The organism is Streptomyces sp. CB01635 (assembly GCF_002803065.1).
In the GTDB taxonomy this organism is placed as follows: Bacteria; Actinomycetota; Actinomycetes; order Streptomycetales; family Streptomycetaceae; genus Streptomyces.
Genome location: NZ_NNBL01000004.1, coordinates 62525 through 78682 on the forward strand (window position 1 = coordinate 62525; position 16158 = coordinate 78682).

The following is a 16158-nucleotide window of genomic DNA, read 5'->3' on the forward strand; positions in this document are numbered from 1 at the left end:
CGCGGCATTTCGCGGCGAGAGTCCACGGGGGCATGGCATGGCGGAGAAGACGATGACCGCGCAGGAACTCAGCAACCTGCGCCTCGGCACGCTGGACACCGCGGTTTCGGACTGGGAGACCATGTCCAAACGACTGGACACTCTCTCCACCGGTGGTCACGGCGAAGTGAGCGCCAAGGACCTGGAGGCGAAGGCGAACGAAGCGGACTGGAAGGGTGTCAACGCGACGGTGTCGCGGGAGTTCGTCACCAAAACGGCCGTCGAGTTCCAGGACGTGGCAGGGGAAGCGGCAAGCGTCCTCGGGATTCTGAAGGACGCCGGCGCCGCCTTCAAACAGCACAAGACGGATCTGCGGACGGCGGAGAGCGACCTCACCAAGCGGAACCTCCACGTCGACGCCAAGGGTGGCGTCGTTCGGCAGGAGGCGTCAGGAGCGGCCGGTGTCGGCGGCATCCACGCCACCGACGAGGAGATCGAGGTCGCGCAGCACCGGATCACTCGCATCTTGTGGGAGGCATCCGAGACCGATCGGATCGCGGCGCGCGCACTGCGCAAACTTGCCAAGAGTAAGTACGACTTCACAGGCGACGGCCCTCAGGGCCTCAAGGAAGCCGACGCCCGGCAGGGCAAAGAGGACGCCGAGTACTGGGCGAAGCGCATCAAGGAGGGGGACGTCAAGGACTGGAGCGACGCGGATCTGCGGCGCTACAACGAAACCCTCAAGAATCAGCGCGACAATCCCGGGTTCACCGAGACGTTCGCGACCACGCTCGGTGCGGATGGCACGTTGCAGTTCTGGCGCGACCTGGCCGCGCCGCCCGGTGGCGCCGTCGACGGCGACCGGGCGAAGATCCTCGCCGAAGTGCAGGACAACCTCAGCATGTCGCTCGCCAACGCCACCCATAGTGACAGTCCCGCCATGGAAACCTGGAAGCGGGAGGTCGTCGCTGCCGGTGACAAGCCCTTCCCGATCCAGGGCCTGCCCATGGGGCCGAACGGCTTCCAGGTCATGAGCAGCCTGATGGGCAAGGGGAAGTTCGACGGCGACTTCATGCACGACTACGGCAACGCGATGCTCAAGTACGAGCGCGAATATCCAGGTGACCCCAAGGTGGCGTGGCGCGACTCGACGAACCTCAACTACCCGCCGACCGATGAGCCGAACGACCCCGTCGCCGGCTTCATGGAGGGCCTCGGCCACAACCCCGAGGCATCCCTGAAGTTCTTCGACGACTCGACGACGGTTGACGGGAAGAAGCTCGACAACTGGGACTATCTGGTGGCCAAGGGCGATGATGCGCGCGAGTGGCCACTGGGCGACGACGGCAACCCGATCGGGCACGATGCGCTCGGGCATGCGCTGGAGTCGGCGACGATCGGGGTGCCGTACGGATCTGATGCGACGCCGCCCAAGCACTCGGCGGAGAGCGCGGAACTGGTCAACAGGATCGTTCAGGAATTCGGGACCAACCCCGAACAGCTCGATGATTCGCCCATGAGTGACAGCTTCGGCAATATCACAGCGGAGTACATGCGCGACGTTCAGGATGGATTGAATGGCGAAGGTGGAATTGCGACGTATGGGAGCAACGCGAATCTCGAGGCCCTTGCCGATGACGGCACCCTGAAGCGCTTCTTGGGGGAGGTAGGCAAGGACCCGGATGCGTACGGCGCGATCATCAATTCCCAGCAGGCGGTCAGTACGGAACTCATCAATGGTGCCTTCCATGACCGGGACAAGTTGGGGGACCAGCTGATGTTCGAGGTGAACAACCGGGTGTCTCCAGGTGCAGAGATCGCTGGGATCATGGCCGACTCTCGAACACAAGCGGTGTACGACCAAAAGATCGCCGAAGACGCCGAGTTCAACAAGGGCGTGGTGACTGCGGACAAGTGGGCTGGGCGCGCCATCGACACCGGGCTCGCGCGCTTCCCTGTTGCCGGGGATGCCGCAGGGTGGGTGATCGGGGATATCCGCGAGTCGGTTGTTGAGCACTACACCCGCGACTCGAGCGGGGAGGCTCAGGTGGAACGGGACAAATTCCTGGCGACTCAGCGTTCCGGCTCGGCATCCGCCGTCTATGACGCGACATATACGGCGGCCACGGAGGCAGGTGTCAGCGATATCCAGGCAAAGAGCATGGCCACCACTGCGTCCGAGAAGGTGAAGGACAGCTACGGTCAGGGCCAGCAGTAGGCGGCAGGGAAGGTCTCATGCAAGACATGACTTCAGATCCGGAACGTGCCAGCTGGCGCAAGGGAGTTGTCGTTACTGTTGCGTTGATCGTGGCACTGCTGGCTGGGTTCGGCGTCTGGAAGTTCTGGCTGTCCGACGACCCGCTCGTTGCGGTGCCCGACCGCGTGTGTTCGCGGTCCCTGCCTGGTGATTCGCTCCGGCCACTGCTGCCGGAGCGAGGGGAAGCCTTCGAGGAGTACGCGTCCGACTTCTCGCCGCGCGGATCGCTGTCAGCGCCGGGTAAATGTGTTCTCTCGGGTGGCGGAAAGTCGGTTCACATTGGCTACTACGTGGTCTTTTGGCCCGACGGTTACAGGAAAGAAGATGTCGACCGGGACGCCAAGAAGCCGGGGAATCTTCCCGTCACCCTTGGGAAGGCCAAGGGGTATGTGGAGGGTCGTGCCGTCAAGCTCTTTGTGAACTGCCCTCGCGTCAACGGGCACGACGGCCTGCTTCAGGTAACTGCCAGTTTGGGCGGCGAGAGCGGGAAGCTGAAGGATCGGCCCACCATGGGGAGAGTCGCGGCACTGGCAGCGGACAGCGCGCGAGCCCTGGGGCAGCGGGTGGAAGGCTGTGACAGCGCGACTCGCCTCCCCGATGGGGTGCCGAGCATCGGCTGACGCGGAGTAGCGGGCGGGCCGTTGCCCGGCGTCGCCGGAACGCCTTAGGGGTGGCCCACCAATAGTGGGCCACCCCTAAGGCTGCAGCTCGGCGTCGTTGAGCTGTCGAGGCCGTGACCGGAATCGAACCGGTGTGCTTCGCTTTGCAGGCGAATCCCTAAACCACTCGGGCACACGGCCGAACTGAGTTCGGAACAAGCTCCGTTGAACTCGATGTCTTGACCGTATGGCCCCTGGGCCGCCGCGCCAAGAGGGGCGCGTGGGTCGCAATGCGACTGCCATACGCCGTTCATGGTCGTACGACCAAGGGACCAGGCGAAGGGCGACTCCCGACAGGGGTCAGTGGCCCTTGCGCCCCTTACTCTGGGCCGTATGGCCGCCCTGGAACCGCGTGACGACGCCGATGTCGTCGCCACCTCGACCCCGCCCCCGACCGCTCCGACCACCCCGACCGCTCCGACCACCCCGACCACCGCGCCCGGCGTCGGCGTCCTCGGCCGTTCCTACCGGTCCCTCAGCGTCGGCATCGTCTCCGTCGTCCTGCTGATCGCCTTCGAGGCCACCGCTGTCGGGACGGCGATGCCCGTCGCCGCGCGTGAGCTGGACGGGGTGTCGCTGTACGCGTTCGCGTTCTCCGGGTACTTCACGACGAGTCTGTTCGGGATGGTGTTCTCGGGGCAGTGGGCGGACCGGCGCGGTCCGCTCGGGCCGCTGGGGGCGGGGATCGCGGCGTTCGCGGTGGGGCTGCTGCTCGCCGGGACCGCGGGGTCGATGTGGATGTTCATCGCCGGGCGGGCCGTGCAGGGGCTCGGGGGCGGGCTCGTCATCGTGGCGCTGTACGTCGTCGTCAGCCGCGCCTACCCGGAGCGGTTGCGGCCCGCGATCATGGCGGCGTTCGCGGCGAGCTGGGTCGTCCCGTCCGTGGTCGGGCCGCTCGCGTCGGGGGCCGTGACCGAGCATCTCGGGTGGCGGTGGGTGTTCATCGGGATCCCGGTGCTCGTCGTGTTCCCGCTTGCGCTCGCGCTGCCGCAGATCCGGCGGCGCGCGTCGGGGCCCGCGGAGGGCGCGGCGCGCGGAGCCGTCGACGGCCGTCGTATCCGGCTCGCCCTCGGGATCTCGCTCGGGGCCGGCCTGCTCCAGTACGCCGCCCAGGACCTGCGGTGGATCTCGCTCCTGCCCGGTGCGGTGGGCGTGGCCCTGCTCGTGCCGGCCGTGCTCGGGCTGCTGCCCCGCGGGACGTACCGGGCCGCCCGCGGGCTGCCCGCCGTGGTTCTCCTGCGCGGTGTCGCCGCCGGGTCCTTCATCGCTGCCGAGTCGTTCGTGCCGCTGATGCTCGTCACGCAGCGCGGGCTCTCGCCGATGATGGCCGGGCTCTCGCTGGCGGTGGGCGGGGCCACGTGGGCGGTCGGGTCGTTCCTGCAGTCGCGGCCGCGTTTCGAGCCGTATCGGGAGCGGCTGATGGCGGGCGGGATGGTGCTGGTGGCGGCGGCCGTCGCCACGGCGCCGAGCGTGCTCATCGAGGCGGTGCCGGTGTGGATCGTCGCCGTGGCGTGGGGCTTCGGGTGCCTCGGGATGGGGCTGGTCATCTCGTCGACGAGCGTGCTGCTGCTGGAGCTGTCGGCGCCCGAGGAGGCGGGGGCCAACTCGGCCGCCCTCCAGATCTCGGACGGGCTGTCCAATGTGGTGCTGCTGGCCGTGGGGGGAGCGGCGTTCGCCGCGCTCGGGGGCGGTGCGGTGGGCTCCGCCCATGAGGTGGCCTCGGCCGGTGGCGGCGGATCCCATCCGGCCGCCTTCGTCGCGGTGTTCCTGCCGATGGCGGCGGTCGCCCTGGTGGGGGCCTGGGTGGCTACGCGCGTGAGGTCCGCGTCCCGGCCTGCGGCCTCCGGCCTGCTGAAGTAAACGGGTGCCTGAAGTCGGTGCCTGAAGTCGGGCGCCTGAAGCCGGGTGCCTGACACCCGGCCCTGAATCCAGTGGCCCGAAACCGGCCCCGAAACCCGTCGGACGCACGCCCGGCCGGATGCGCTCCGTGGGGCCTCCGGACGTGGCCCGTGCGGCCCTCCGGACGTGCGCCCCGTGTCGCCCTCCCGGACGCGCTCCGTACGGCCTCCGGACGTGCCCCGTGCGGCCTCCGGACGTGCCCCGTGCGGCCTCCGGACGTGCCCCGCGCGCCCCCGGACGTGCGCCCCGTGTCGCTCCCGGACGCGCTCCGTACGGCACGCGAACGCGCTCCGTAAGGCCGACTGTGAAACGGGTCGCATCGCGCGGTGCCCCGGTGCTGTTCCCCCGCTGGCCTGACCGCCCCACCGGTAGGGTGGCCCGGTTGTCGTACGTACCCCGAGCGTCAAAGTGCGTACTCCCAGCGTCAGAAGCCCGCGTCAGCACCCCGCAGCCTGCGTCAGTACTTCGCAGCCGCACCCGCGCCCGTACCTGCGTCAAAACCGGAGACCGTGACTACCACCGCCGCCACCGCCTCTTCCGCCTCCTCCCACCACCTCTCACCCGCCTTCCCCGGCCGCGCCCCCTGGGGCACCGCGGGCAAGCTGCGTGCCTGGCAGCAAGGGGCCATGGAGAGGTACCTCCAGGAGCAGCCGCGAGACTTCCTCGCCGTCGCCACCCCGGGCGCCGGCAAGACGACGTTCGCGCTCACCCTCGCGTCCTGGCTGCTGCACCACCATGTCGTGCAGCAGGTGACCGTGGTCGCGCCGACCGAGCACCTGAAGAAGCAGTGGGCCGAAGCCGCCGCGCGCATAGGGATCAAGCTGGACCCGGAGTACAGCGCGGGGCCGCTCAGCAAGGAGTACCAGGGCGTTGCCGTCACGTACGCGGGTGTGGGCGTGCGGCCGATGCTGCACCGCAACCGCTCCGAGCAGCGCAAGACCCTCGTCATCCTCGACGAGATCCACCACGCCGGTGACAGCAAGTCGTGGGGTGAGGCGTGCCTGGAGGCCTTCGAGCCGGCCACCCGCCGCCTCGCCCTCACCGGTACGCCGTTCCGCTCCGACACCAACCCCATCCCCTTCGTCCAGTACGAAGAGGGCAAGGACGGCATCCGGCGCTCCTCCGCCGACTACACGTACGGATACGGCAGTGCGCTCGGCGACGGCGTCGTGCGGCCCGTCATCTTCCTCTCCTACAGCGGCAACATGCGGTGGCGCACGAAGGCCGGTGACGAGATCGCCGCCCGGCTCGGCGAACCCATGACCAAGGACGCCATCAGCCAGGCCTGGCGTACGGCCCTCGACCCGCGCGGCGAGTGGATGCCGAGCGTGCTGCGCGCCGCCGATCAGCGGCTCACCGAGGTCCGCAAGGGCATCCCGGACGCCGGCGGTCTCGTCATCGCCGCCGACCAGGACTCTGCCCGCGCCTACGCCAAGCTGATCCGGGAGATCACCGGCACGAAGCCCACCACCGTCCTCTCCGACGACACCGGCGCGTCGAACCGGATCGACGACTTCTCGGGGAGCAACGACCGCTGGATGGTCGCTGTCCGCATGGTGTCCGAGGGCGTCGACGTGCCCCGGCTCGCCGTGGGCGTCTACGCGACGACCATCTCGACCCCGCTCTTCTTCGCGCAGGCCGTGGGCCGTTTCGTGCGTTCGCGGCGGCGCGGCGAGACCGCGTCCGTCTTCCTGCCCACCGTCCCCGACCTCCTCGGCTTCGCCAACGAGATGGAGGTCGAGCGCGACCACGTGCTCGACAAGCCGAAGAAGGACGGGGAGGAGGACCCCTACGCCGAGTCCGAGAAGGAGATGGACGAGGCGAACAAGCAGGAGGACGAGGACACGGGGGAGCAGGAGCAGTTCTCCTTCGAGGCGCTCGAGTCCGAGGCGACGTTCGACCGGGTCCTCTACGACGGTGCCGAGTTCGGCATGCAGGCGCACCCGGGCAGCGAGGAGGAGCAGGACTACCTCGGCATTCCCGGGCTCCTCGAACCCGACCAGGTGCAGATGCTGCTCCAGAAGCGGCAGGCCCGGCAGATCGCGCACAGCAAGAAGAGGCCCGACAGCGAGGCCGATCTCCTCGAGATGCCGGCCGAGCGGCGGCCCGTCGTCTCGCACAAGGAGCTCCTCGAACTCCGCAAGTCGCTCAACACGATGGTCGGCGCGTACGTGCATCAGAGCGGGAAGCCGCACGGCGTCATCCACACCGAGCTGCGGCGGGTGTGCGGGGGGCCGCCGAGCGCGGAGGCCACGGCCGGGCAGTTGAGGCAGCGCATCACGAAGGTCCAGGAGTGGGCCACCCGCATGAAGTGACGTCTTCTTCAGAGGCGTTGCGCGGGACCGGGGAACCGTGTGCGCTACGTGCAGAGGTGGTGCACACTCTGTTGATCGTGCCCCGCGTAACGGGGCAATCGGTACAGGTCAGGATAGTTACTGCCCGGATTCTGGACGGAGTCTTCCGCTGAGCGGGACGACCTCGCTACATTCCCGGCAACGCACACGCCCCGTGGCAGAGCCGCCGCGGAGCGCAGCCGGTGCGCCATGCGCCTCCGCCCGGGACCATCCGAACCGGGTCGATTGCCGACCGGCGGCCTCTGACGCGCGTCGCCCACGGGACCGGCGTCGCAACCGCCGCGGAGGGGGCCGCCGCCTTCACCACTAAGGAGTGGGCGTCGTGACCGCGGAGACCTCCCAGACGCTCGACCGGGGACTGCGTGTCCTCAAGCTGCTCGCCGACACCGACCACGGGCTGACGGTCACCGAGCTGTCCAACAAGCTCGGCGTGAACCGCACCGTCGTGTACCGCCTGCTCGCCACGCTCGAACAGCACGCCCTGGTCCGCCGTGACCTCGGCGGCCGGGCGCGGGTGGGGCTCGGCGTGCTGCGCCTGGGCCGCCAGGTGCATCCGCTGGTGCGGGAGGCTGCGCTGCCGGCGCTGCGATCCCTTGCCGAGGACATCGGGGCCACCGCGCATCTGACGCTGGTCGATGGCTCGGAGGCGCTCGCCGTGGCCGTCGTCGAGCCGACCTGGACGGACTATCACGTGGCGTACCGGGCCGGTTTCCGGCATCCGCTCGACCGGGGGGCCGCGGGCCGCGCCATACTCGCTGCGCGGCAGGGGCTGGTGCCTGAGCCTGGCTACACGCTGACGCATGGGGAGCTTGAGGCCGGTGCCTGTGGCGCTGCGGCGCCGTTGGTGGGGGTGAGCGGGCTTGAGGGGAGTGTGGGGGTTGTGATGCTTTCGGACTCCGTCCCTGAGCGGGTGGGGCCGCGGGTTCTTGATGCGGCGCGGGAGGTTGCCGACGCGTTGCGCTAGGCGCGGTGTGCTGGGCGCGGTGCGCTGGGCGCGCTGCGTGCCGGTTATTTGTGCGGGGTATCAGTGCCGGGGGTTTTGCGCAGTTCCCCGCGCCCCTTGTCGGCGGTCCGTTGTCTTCTGCGGGTTCGTCTCGGCTGGTTGCGCAGTTCCCCGCGCCCCTCGAACAATCGGTCCGTTGTTGGCTGCGGGCCTGGGTGTGGTTGGTCGCGCGGTTCCGCGCGCCCCTCGAACAACCGGTCCGTGTTGGCTGCGGGCCGGTTGTGGCTGGGTACGCGGTTCCCCGCGCCCCTATGGGGCGCCCTCGTCCCGTCTGGCCCTCGCGTTAGATTGGGCCCGTGCTTCTCTCTCGGATTTCTCGGACCAGGGCCCTTGCCGTTTGTGCATTGCCTGTGGTGGCTCTGCTTGCCGTAGCGGGGTTTGCGCCGTTGCCGTTCGCCATCGCTCAGCCCGGGCCGACCACCGATGTGCTCGGGGATTCGAAGGGGAAGCCCGTCATCGAGATCTCCGGGGCGCCCACCCGTGACACGTCGGGGAAGCTGCGGATGGTGACGATCGTCGCTACGGGGCCCGACGCGGAGGTGAGTCTGGGTGACGTCGTCGACAGCTGGTTCCGTACGGACCGTGCCGTCATGCCCCGCGACGCCGTATACCCCTCGGGCGACTCCACCAAGGAGATCGAGCAGCACAACCTCGGCGAGATGAAGAAGTCGCAGGATTCCGCGACCGAGGCCGCGCTCGGCTTTCTGGGCAAGTCCCCGAACGAGGTGAAGGTGGACCTCCAGCTCGCTGACGTCGGCGGGCCGAGCGCGGGGCTCTTCTTCTCCCTCGGCATCGTCGACAAGCTGGACGGCAACGGCAGCGGGGGCGATCTCACGGGCGGCCGTTCCATCGCCGGTACGGGCACCATCACCTCCGGCGGGAAGGTCGGCGCCGTCGGCGGGGTGTCGCTCAAGACGCAGGCCGCCTGGCGCGACGGCGCCAAGGTGTTCCTGGTGCCGAGGGCGGAGTGCGGCGACGCCAAGGCCGAGGTGCCCAAGGGCATGCGGCTGATCCCCGTGACGACGCTCCAGGGTGCGGTCTCGGCGCTGACGGCCCTGGACAAGGGTGACGGGAGCAAGGTCCCCAGCTGTTAGACCCGGGGCCGGCTCACTCCGTCACGAACCCCTCCTTCACCAGCCAGTCCTTCGCCACGCTGTGCGGGTCCTGGCCGTCGACGTCGACCCTCGCGTTCAGCTCCTGCGCGACCGTGTTGTTGAGCTTCTTCGTGATCGGCTCGATGACCGTCGCCATCGCCGGATACTTCTCCAGGGACTTGGTGTTCATCTCCGGGGCCGCGTTGTAGTTCGGGAAGAAGTGCTTGTCGTCCGCCATCACCCTGAGCTTCATCGCCCTGATGCGGCCGTCGGTCGTGAAGACCTCGCCGAAGGTGCAGGTGCCCTTCGCGGCCTGCGTGTAGATGATCCCGGTGTCCATCTGCGTGACGTTCGCGGTCGGGATCTTCATGCCGTACGCCTTCTCCATGCCATGCAGCCCGTCCGCGCGGTTGGCGAACTCGCTCTCCACGCACAGCGTTACGGCCTTGGGGTTCTTCCTGGCGAGGGCGGCCACGTCCGAGAGGGTCTTCGTGCCGTACTTCTTGAAGTTGGCCTCGTTCATGGCCAGGGCGTACGTGTTGTTGAGCTCGGACGGCGGCAGCCAGGTGATGCCGTTCTTGAGGTCGGCGTCGTGCACGGCCTGCCACTGCTTCTGTGGGTCGGGGATGGGGTGGGAGTTGCCCAGGTAGGTGATCCAGGCCGTGCCCGTGTACTCGTACATCCCGTCCGCGTCACCGCTCTTGATGGCCTCGCGGGCGCCGATGGAGCCCTGGATGCCGGTGCGGTCGAGGACGTCGGCGCCGGCCGCCTTGAAGGCGATGCCCATCATGGCGCCGAGGATCAGCTGTTCGGTGAACTCCTTGGACGTGACGGTGATGTTGGCGCCCTTGAGCGGCTCGCCCTTGCCGATCGAGCCGGGTTTCACGTCGTCGACCAGCGGGCTGCCGCTGGTCAGCCCGCAGCCGGCGAGCAGTGACGCGACGAGGCCCGCTGCCGCCGCCGCACGGTACGTACGCCTCATGTCCGCACCTCCAGTCCGCGTGGCCGCAAAAGGAGTTCGGCGAGCGACGCCAGCCAGTCCACGAGCAGGGCCAGCGCGACGGTCAGGACCGAGCCGAGCACCAGGACCGGCATGCGCTGGTTGGTGATGCCGGTGGTGATCAGGACGCCGAGTCCGCCACCGCCGCCGAACGTGGCGAGGGTCGCCGTGCCGACGTTCAGGACGAGCGCCGTGCGCACGCCCGCGAGGATCAGCGGCACGGCCAGCGGGAGTTCGACCTTGGTGAGGACGCCGAACGGTGACATGCCGATACCGCGCGCCGATTCGAGGAGTGTGGGGTCGTTCGCCTTCAGGCCCGCGATGGTGTTGGAGAGCACGGGCAGGATCGCGTAGATGATGATGCCGATCAGGGCCGACCGCCGGCCGATGCCCAGCCAGATCACCAGCAGGGCGAGCAGGCCGATCGCGGGGGTGGCCTGGCCCATGTTGGCGAAGGCGAGGGCGACCGGGGTCGCCTTGCGGAACATCTTGCGGGTCAGCAGGATGCCCAGCGGGATCGCGATGATCAGCACGAAGAACGTGGAGACCACCGTCAGGTAGATGTGCTGCTTGACGAGCTTCCACACCTGACCGCCCGAGATGGCGTTCTCGGTGATCGTGTCCAGGGTGGCCTGCTGGAACCACAGCCAGGTGGCCAGCAGCACGGCTGCGATCACCACCGGCAGGAACGTGAGCTTCTGCCAGGAGATCCGGCGCTTCTCGCGGACCGGCGGCGGTGGTGGCGCCTCCTGCTCGGCCTCGCCCTCGTCGCGGAACGCGACGCCCTTTACCTCGTGCTCGCCCTCCGGACGCTTGTCCGGAGGCGACTTGGGGGTGTTCACGCCTTCAGTCCCCCCTCGCCTTCCTGCTCCTGATGGGTCTGCTGGGCCCGCAGCTCCTCCAGTTCGTGCTGGTGCTCCACGGCCTCGAGCCGGTCGGCGTCCAGGAGTTCGTGCACGGAGTTCATCAGCGTCTCCATGTCGACGACGCCCTCGTACTCGCCGCGCCGCCCGGTGACCGCGACGCGTCCCGCGTTGTCGATCAGGACCGCTTCGAGCGCGTCGCGCAGGGTCGCGTCCCGGGTCACCGTGTCGTGCACGAGGGTGCCCGCGCGGGCCAGTGACCCCTTGGCGCGCATCAGGTCGCCGCGCCGCAGCCACTTGTAGGGGCGGCGCCGCTTGTCGAGCAGGAGCAGTTCGTTGGTGCCCGCGTCGCGCAGCTTGTCGAAGATGGTCTGGAGGGGGTCGTCGACCTGGACCGTCGGGTAGTCGGTGACCTCCACGTCCCGTACGCGGCTGAGGTTGAGGCGCTTGAGGGCGGCGCCCGCGCCGACGAAGCCGGACACGAAGTCGTCGACGGGGTTGGTGAGGATGGCCTCGGGGGTGTCGAACTGGGCGATGTGCGAGCGCTCGCGCAGGACCACGATGCGGTCGCCGATCTTGATCGCCTCGTCGAAGTCGTGGGTGACGAAGACGATCGTCTTGTGCAGCTCGCGCTGGAGGCGGATCAGCTCGTCCTGGAGGTGGTCGCGGGTGATCGGGTCGACGGCGCCGAACGGCTCGTCCATCAGGAGTACGGGCGGGTCGGCCGCCAACGCCCGTGCCACGCCCACGCGCTGCTGCTGACCTCCGGAGAGCTGGCGTGGATACCGGCCGCGGAACTCGCCCGGGTCGAGGCCGACCAGGTCCAGCATCTCCTCGACGCGCGCCTTGATCTTCGACTTGGACCAGCCGACCATCTTCGGCACCAGGGCGATGTTCTGCGCGACCGTCATGTGCGGGAAGAGGCCCGAGGACTGGATCGCGTAGCCGACCTTGCGCCGCAGCTTCACCGGGTCCATGTCCGTGACGTCCTCGCCACCGATCCTGATACGGCCGCTGGTCGGCTCGATGAGCCGGTTGATCATCTTGAGGAGGGTGGTCTTACCGCCACCCGAGGGCCCTACGAAGATGACGGTCTCGCCCGCCTTGATCTCCAGGCTGACGTTGTCCACGGCGGGCGCGGCGGATCCGGGGTAGCGCTTGGTGAGGTTCTCCAGCTCGATCGTCGCCCCCGTCGTGGAGCCGGGCTCCCCGGCGCCGCCGTCGGCGGTGGCGGTCGCCGTGGGGGTCTCGGGCAAGGAATCAGACACGGATCCCCCTCGGGATGGTCAGGCGGCCGATGAGGACGTACGCGGCGTCGAAGAGGAGCGCGAGGATGATGATGCCGACCGTGCCCGCGAGCACCTGGTTCAAGGCGTTCTTGCTGCCCAGGGACGCGATGCCGCGGAAGATCTCGTTGCCGAGCCCGGGTCCGGACGCGTAGGCCGCGATGGCGGCGATGCCCATCAGCATCTGGGTGGAGACCCGGATCCCGGTGAGGATCGGCGGCCAGGCCAGCGGCAGCTCCACCTTGGCGAGCCGGGCCATGCGGGACATGCCGATGCCGCTCGCCGCGTCGATCAGCGCGGGGTCCACGCCCCGCAGGCCCACGATCGAGTTCCGCACGATGGGCAGCAGCCCGTACAGGGTGAGCGAGATGACCGTCGGGGGGACGCCGAGGCCGACGATCGGGATGAGGAGACCGATCATGGCGAGCGAGGGGATCGTCAGGATGGTCGAGGTCGTCGTGGTGGCGAGGTTGCCCGCCCACTCGCTGCGGTAGGTGACCACGCCGATCACCACGCCGATGACGGTCGCGACGACCATGCACTGGAAGACCACGCTGGCGTGCTGGTAGGCGTCCGCCAGCAGCTGCTGATGGGCTGCGCTGATGTAGTCCCAGAAGTTCACGGGCGGCCTCACCTCCTTGCGCCGGGCTGTCGTCCGGCCGGCTTCAGCCGGTGGTCCGGGGTTGTCCCCGGGAAGACGCAGCGCCGGCACTCACCTCGTCCGGGCGGACACCGCGAGCGACAAGGACGTGCGCGTCAGGAATCCGACGAGGCCTGCTCCACGAGCGGGATGATCCGCAGCGGAACGGGGTTCTCCATGACGATCGCGGTGGAAGCCCGGACGATGCCATCAAAACCCACGACCCGGTCGATCACCCGCTGGAGATCGGCGTTCGAGCGGGCCACGAGACGGCACAGCATGTCGCCGGTGCCGGTCGTCGTGTGGAGTTCGAGGACCTCGGGGACGGTCGTCAAGTGCGCCCTGACGTCGGGTCCTTGACCCTGCCGGATCTGCAGCGTGGCGAACGCCGTGACCGGATAGCCGAGGGCGGCCGGGTCCACCTGAGGTCCGAAGCCGCGGATGACTCCGTTCGACTGAAGCCGGTCGAGGCGCGCCTGAACGGTGCCGCGCGCGACCCCCAGCCGCCGGGACGCCTCAAGCACCCCGATACGGGGCTCGCGCGCGAGCAGCAGGATCAGCTGCCCGTCCAGATGATCGATCGCCATGCGGGCCTCCGGGGTGGTCATCCTGTACAGATCGCCTGCCCATATTGACGATCCGCTGAGCAGATTGACCACCGGAATCTCGAACTATTGCGCACCTTGTGGTTCGGGGGGAGCCTCGGGCCATGGCAGCTACTTCTGCGAACATCCAGACCACCCCCGACACCGCGCGCGAGGCCGACCCCTTCCCGGTGAAGGGAATGGACGCGGTCGTCTTCGCCGTGGGCAACGCCAAACAGGCCGCCCACTACTACTCGACCGCGTTCGGCATGAAGCTCGTGGCCTACTCGGGCCCGGAGAACGGCAGCCGCGAGACGGCCTCCTACGTGCTCACGAACGGTTCCGCCCGCTTCGTGTTCACCTCCGTCATCAAGGTCTCCACCGACTGGGGCCAGTTCCTCGCCGACCATGTGGCCGAGCACGGCGACGGCGTCGTCGACCTCGCCATCGAGGTCCCGGACGCCCGCGCCGCGTACGCGTACGCCGTCGAGCACGGCGCCCGCGGCATCACGGAGCCGTACGAGTCCAAGGACGAGCACGGGACCGTCGTGCGCGCCGCGATCGCCACGTACGGCAAGACCCGCCACACGCTCGTCGAGCGCACCGGGTACGACGGCCCGTACCTGCCCGGCTTCGCGGCGGCCGAGCCGGTCGTCGCGCCGCCGGCCAAGCGGACCTTCCAGGCCATCGACCACTGCGTCGGCAACGTCGAGCTCGGCCGGATGAACGAGTGGGTGGCGTTCTACAACAAGGTCATGGGCTTCACGAACATGAAGGAGTTCGTGGGCGACGACATCGCGACCGAGTACAGCGCCCTGATGTCGAAGGTCGTCGCGGACGGCACGCTCAAGGTCAAGTTCCCGATCAACGAGCCGGCCATCGCCAAGAAGAAGTCCCAGATCGACGAGTACCTGGAGTTCTACGGCGGCGCCGGCGTCCAGCACATCGCGCTCGCCACGAACGACATCGTCGAGTCCGTACGCACCATGCGCGCCGCGGGCGTCCAGTTCCTCGACACCCCCGACTCGTACTACGACACCCTCGGCGAGTGGGCCGGCGAGACGCGCGTGCCCGTCGAGACCCTGCGCGAGCAGAAGATCCTCGTCGACCGCGACGAGGACGGCTACCTGCTGCAGATCTTCACCAAGCCGGTCCAGGACAAGCCGACCGTCTTCTTCGAGATGATCGAGCGGCACGGCTCGATGGGCTTCGGAAAGGGCAACTTCAAGGCGCTCTTCGAGGCGATCGAGCGCGAGCAGGACAAGCGCGGCAATCTGTAGGGACCTGCAGATCCCTGGGGGCACTCCGTAGGCACACGTCCTAGGCTGGCCTCATGGCCAGGATCAATGACGTGGGCGGCATGACAGGGTTCGGCGCCATCGACACCAGCGACGACGCCGAGCCCTTTCACGCGGACTGGGAGGCGCGCGTCTTCGCCCTCCAGCGCGCGCTCCTCGTCAAGGGGGTCTTCAACCTCGACGAGTTCAGGGACGCCATCGAGACGATGCCGCCGGGCGAGTACCTCGCGGCCTCGTACTACGAGCGGTGGTTCCACGCGATCCGCACGCTCCTCGAACGCAAGGGCGTCATCGAGGAAGGGGCGCTGCGCGATGACTGACCGGTTCGCGGCCGGCGCCCACGTCCGCACGTACCCGCACGACCCGCCGCACCACACGCGCCTGCCGCGGTACGCCCGCGGCAAGCGCGGCGTCGTGGTCGAGCCGGAGGGCCGGGCGCCGCTCGCCGACGTGCGCGCGCAGGGGCGGGACGACGCCCCCGTCGAGATGATCTACGCGGTCCGGTTCGCGGCGCGCGAGCTGTGGGGCGAGGGCGACCACCACGTCGTGCTCGACCTGTCGGAGAGCTATCTGAGGGAGGCCGAGTGATGTCCGGCACGCACGAGGACGCGGTGATCTCCCGTCAGGTTCGGCGACTGGAGAGCCTCTTGGAGACGCGGGGCATCGTCGGGGGCGACACCGTCGACGAGGTCATCGACGGGTTCCTGGCGGGCGCCTCGCCCGTGAACGGCGCCAAGGTCGTGGCCCGCGCGTGGGCCGACCCGGCCTACCGCGAGCGGCTCCTCGCCGACGGCACCGCGGCGGTGGGTGAACTGGGCTTCGCCGCCGGGGGAGTCCAGAAGCAGCGGCTGCGTGTCGTCGAGAACACCGCCGACACCCACAACGTCATCGTCTGCACGCTGTGCTCCTGCTATCCCCTGCGCCTGCTCGGGCCCTCGCCCGGCTGGTACAAGAGCGAGGCGTACCGCTCCCGCGTCGTGCGGGACCCGCGCGGCGTCCTCGCCGAGTTCGGCGTGACACTGCCGGAGACCGTGGACATCACGGTCTGGGACTCCAGCGCGGAGACGCGGTACATGGTCCTGCCGAGGCGCCCCGCGGGAACGGACCGCCTGAGCGAGGCGGCACTGGCGTCCCTGATCACGCGGAACGGGCTCATCGGGACGGGTGTGATTTAGGGCCTCTCGTCTGGATCATGCCGGGCTCGCGGGGCCTGATCCAGACGAAAGGCCCAAGCCGGGTGTG

15 protein-coding genes and 1 tRNA gene are annotated in these 16158 nt (G+C 68.9%); 10 read left to right on the forward strand and 6 right to left on the reverse strand.

Annotation, left to right across the window (positions count from 1 at the left end):
• Positions 1 to 37 precede the first annotated feature (37 nt).
• Together CG723_RS15255 and CG723_RS15260 are read left to right on the forward strand one after the other, a co-directional pair.
• Positions 38 to 2197 carry a DUF6571 family protein gene (locus tag CG723_RS15255; protein ID WP_100593947.1) on the forward strand — a complete coding sequence of 720 codons (2160 nt, stop codon included), beginning with the start codon at positions 38 to 40 and terminating at the stop codon, positions 2195 to 2197.
• A 17-nt stretch (positions 2198 to 2214) separates the two neighbouring features.
• The gene (locus CG723_RS15260; RefSeq protein WP_159032463.1) at positions 2215 to 2856 is read left to right on the forward strand and encodes a hypothetical protein; all 642 of its coding nucleotides are present in this window, start codon (positions 2215 to 2217) and stop codon (positions 2854 to 2856) included.
• 108 nt (positions 2857 to 2964) lie between these two features.
• On the opposite strand, the gene CG723_RS15265 is transcribed toward CG723_RS15260, so the two are convergent.
• Positions 2965 to 3036, reverse strand: a tRNA-Cys gene (locus tag CG723_RS15265).
• 192 nt (positions 3037 to 3228) lie between these two features.
• Here CG723_RS15265 and CG723_RS15270 point away from each other — a divergent pair.
• From CG723_RS15270 to CG723_RS15285, 4 genes are all read left to right on the forward strand, one after another.
• Positions 3229 to 4755 (forward strand): MFS transporter, encoded by a 1527-nt coding sequence (locus CG723_RS15270; protein WP_100593949.1) that lies wholly within the window; start codon positions 3229 to 3231, stop codon positions 4753 to 4755.
• A 548-nt stretch (positions 4756 to 5303) separates the two neighbouring features.
• The gene (locus tag CG723_RS15275; RefSeq protein WP_100593950.1) at positions 5304 to 7109 is read left to right on the forward strand and encodes a DEAD/DEAH box helicase; all 1806 of its coding nucleotides are present in this window, start codon (positions 5304 to 5306) and stop codon (positions 7107 to 7109) included.
• Between the two features lie 361 nt (positions 7110 to 7470).
• On the forward strand, positions 7471 to 8112 hold the full coding sequence (locus tag CG723_RS15280) for an IclR family transcriptional regulator (RefSeq protein ID WP_100593951.1): 642 nt from the start codon (positions 7471 to 7473) through the stop codon (positions 8110 to 8112).
• 335 nt (positions 8113 to 8447) lie between these two features.
• A complete protein-coding gene (locus tag CG723_RS15285; RefSeq protein WP_100593952.1) occupies positions 8448 to 9245 on the forward strand; it encodes a S16 family serine protease in 798 nt (265 codons plus the stop codon).
• Between the two features lie 13 nt (positions 9246 to 9258).
• On the opposite strand, the gene CG723_RS15290 is transcribed toward CG723_RS15285, so the two are convergent.
• The 5 genes from CG723_RS15290 to CG723_RS15310 form a co-directional block, all read right to left on the reverse strand.
• Positions 9259 to 10227 carry a glycine betaine ABC transporter substrate-binding protein gene (locus CG723_RS15290; RefSeq protein ID WP_100593953.1) on the reverse strand — a complete coding sequence of 323 codons (969 nt, stop codon included), beginning with the start codon at positions 10225 to 10227 and terminating at the stop codon, positions 9259 to 9261.
• A complete protein-coding gene (locus CG723_RS15295) occupies positions 10224 to 11087 on the reverse strand; it encodes an ABC transporter permease (protein ID WP_100593954.1) in 864 nt (287 codons plus the stop codon). The genes CG723_RS15290 and CG723_RS15295 overlap by 4 nt, the downstream gene beginning before the upstream one ends.
• Positions 11084 to 12289, reverse strand: coding sequence for a betaine/proline/choline family ABC transporter ATP-binding protein (locus CG723_RS15300; protein WP_234374350.1), 1206 nt, complete (start codon positions 12287 to 12289; stop codon positions 11084 to 11086). The genes CG723_RS15295 and CG723_RS15300 overlap by 4 nt, the downstream gene beginning before the upstream one ends.
• A 79-nt stretch (positions 12290 to 12368) precedes the next feature.
• The gene (locus CG723_RS15305) at positions 12369 to 13016 is read right to left on the reverse strand and encodes an ABC transporter permease (protein ID WP_100593956.1); all 648 of its coding nucleotides are present in this window, start codon (positions 13014 to 13016) and stop codon (positions 12369 to 12371) included.
• Between the two features lie 134 nt (positions 13017 to 13150).
• Positions 13151 to 13621 carry an Lrp/AsnC family transcriptional regulator gene (locus CG723_RS15310; protein ID WP_100594293.1) on the reverse strand — a complete coding sequence of 157 codons (471 nt, stop codon included), beginning with the start codon at positions 13619 to 13621 and terminating at the stop codon, positions 13151 to 13153.
• A 122-nt stretch (positions 13622 to 13743) separates the two neighbouring features.
• Between CG723_RS15310 and hppD the strand changes: the two genes are divergently transcribed.
• Genes hppD through nthA form a run of 4 tightly spaced genes read left to right on the forward strand, consistent with a single transcriptional unit; the run spans position 13744 to position 16091 of the window.
• Positions 13744 to 14898: a 4-hydroxyphenylpyruvate dioxygenase gene (gene hppD / locus CG723_RS15315; RefSeq protein ID WP_100593957.1), complete on the forward strand. Its 1155-nt coding sequence runs from the start codon at positions 13744 to 13746 to the stop codon at positions 14896 to 14898.
• A 53-nt stretch (positions 14899 to 14951) separates the two neighbouring features.
• The gene (locus tag CG723_RS48935) at positions 14952 to 15236 is read left to right on the forward strand and encodes an SH3-like domain-containing protein (RefSeq protein ID WP_100593958.1); all 285 of its coding nucleotides are present in this window, start codon (positions 14952 to 14954) and stop codon (positions 15234 to 15236) included.
• The gene (locus tag CG723_RS48940; protein WP_100593959.1) at positions 15229 to 15504 is read left to right on the forward strand and encodes an SH3-like domain-containing protein; all 276 of its coding nucleotides are present in this window, start codon (positions 15229 to 15231) and stop codon (positions 15502 to 15504) included. The genes CG723_RS48935 and CG723_RS48940 overlap by 8 nt, the downstream gene beginning before the upstream one ends.
• Positions 15504 to 16091 carry a nitrile hydratase subunit alpha gene (gene nthA / locus CG723_RS15330; RefSeq protein ID WP_199841785.1) on the forward strand — a complete coding sequence of 196 codons (588 nt, stop codon included), beginning with the start codon at positions 15504 to 15506 and terminating at the stop codon, positions 16089 to 16091. The genes CG723_RS48940 and nthA overlap by 1 nt, the downstream gene beginning before the upstream one ends.
• Positions 16092 to 16158 lie beyond the last annotated feature (67 nt).

Bases quoted from the DNA above. Each gene is read 5' to 3' on its own strand.
- CG723_RS15255 (WP_100593947.1), top strand. From the start codon at position 38: ATGGCGGAGAAGACGATGACCGCGCAGGAACTCAGCAACCTGCGCCTC.
- CG723_RS15260 (WP_159032463.1), top strand. From the start codon at position 2,215: ATGCAAGACATGACTTCAGATCCGGAACGTGCCAGCTGGCGCAAGGGA.
- CG723_RS15270 (WP_100593949.1), top strand. From the start codon at position 3,229: ATGGCCGCCCTGGAACCGCGTGACGACGCCGATGTCGTCGCCACCTCG.
- CG723_RS15290 (WP_100593953.1), bottom strand. From the start codon at position 10,227: ATGAGGCGTACGTACCGTGCGGCGGCGGCAGCGGGCCTCGTCGCGTCA.
- CG723_RS15310 (WP_100594293.1), bottom strand. From the start codon at position 13,621: ATGGCGATCGATCATCTGGACGGGCAGCTGATCCTGCTGCTCGCGCGC.
- hppD (WP_100593957.1), top strand. From the start codon at position 13,744: ATGGCAGCTACTTCTGCGAACATCCAGACCACCCCCGACACCGCGCGC.
- CG723_RS48935 (WP_100593958.1), top strand. From the start codon at position 14,952: ATGGCCAGGATCAATGACGTGGGCGGCATGACAGGGTTCGGCGCCATC.
- CG723_RS48940 (WP_100593959.1), top strand. From the start codon at position 15,229: ATGACTGACCGGTTCGCGGCCGGCGCCCACGTCCGCACGTACCCGCAC.
- nthA (WP_199841785.1), top strand. From the start codon at position 15,504: ATGTCCGGCACGCACGAGGACGCGGTGATCTCCCGTCAGGTTCGGCGA.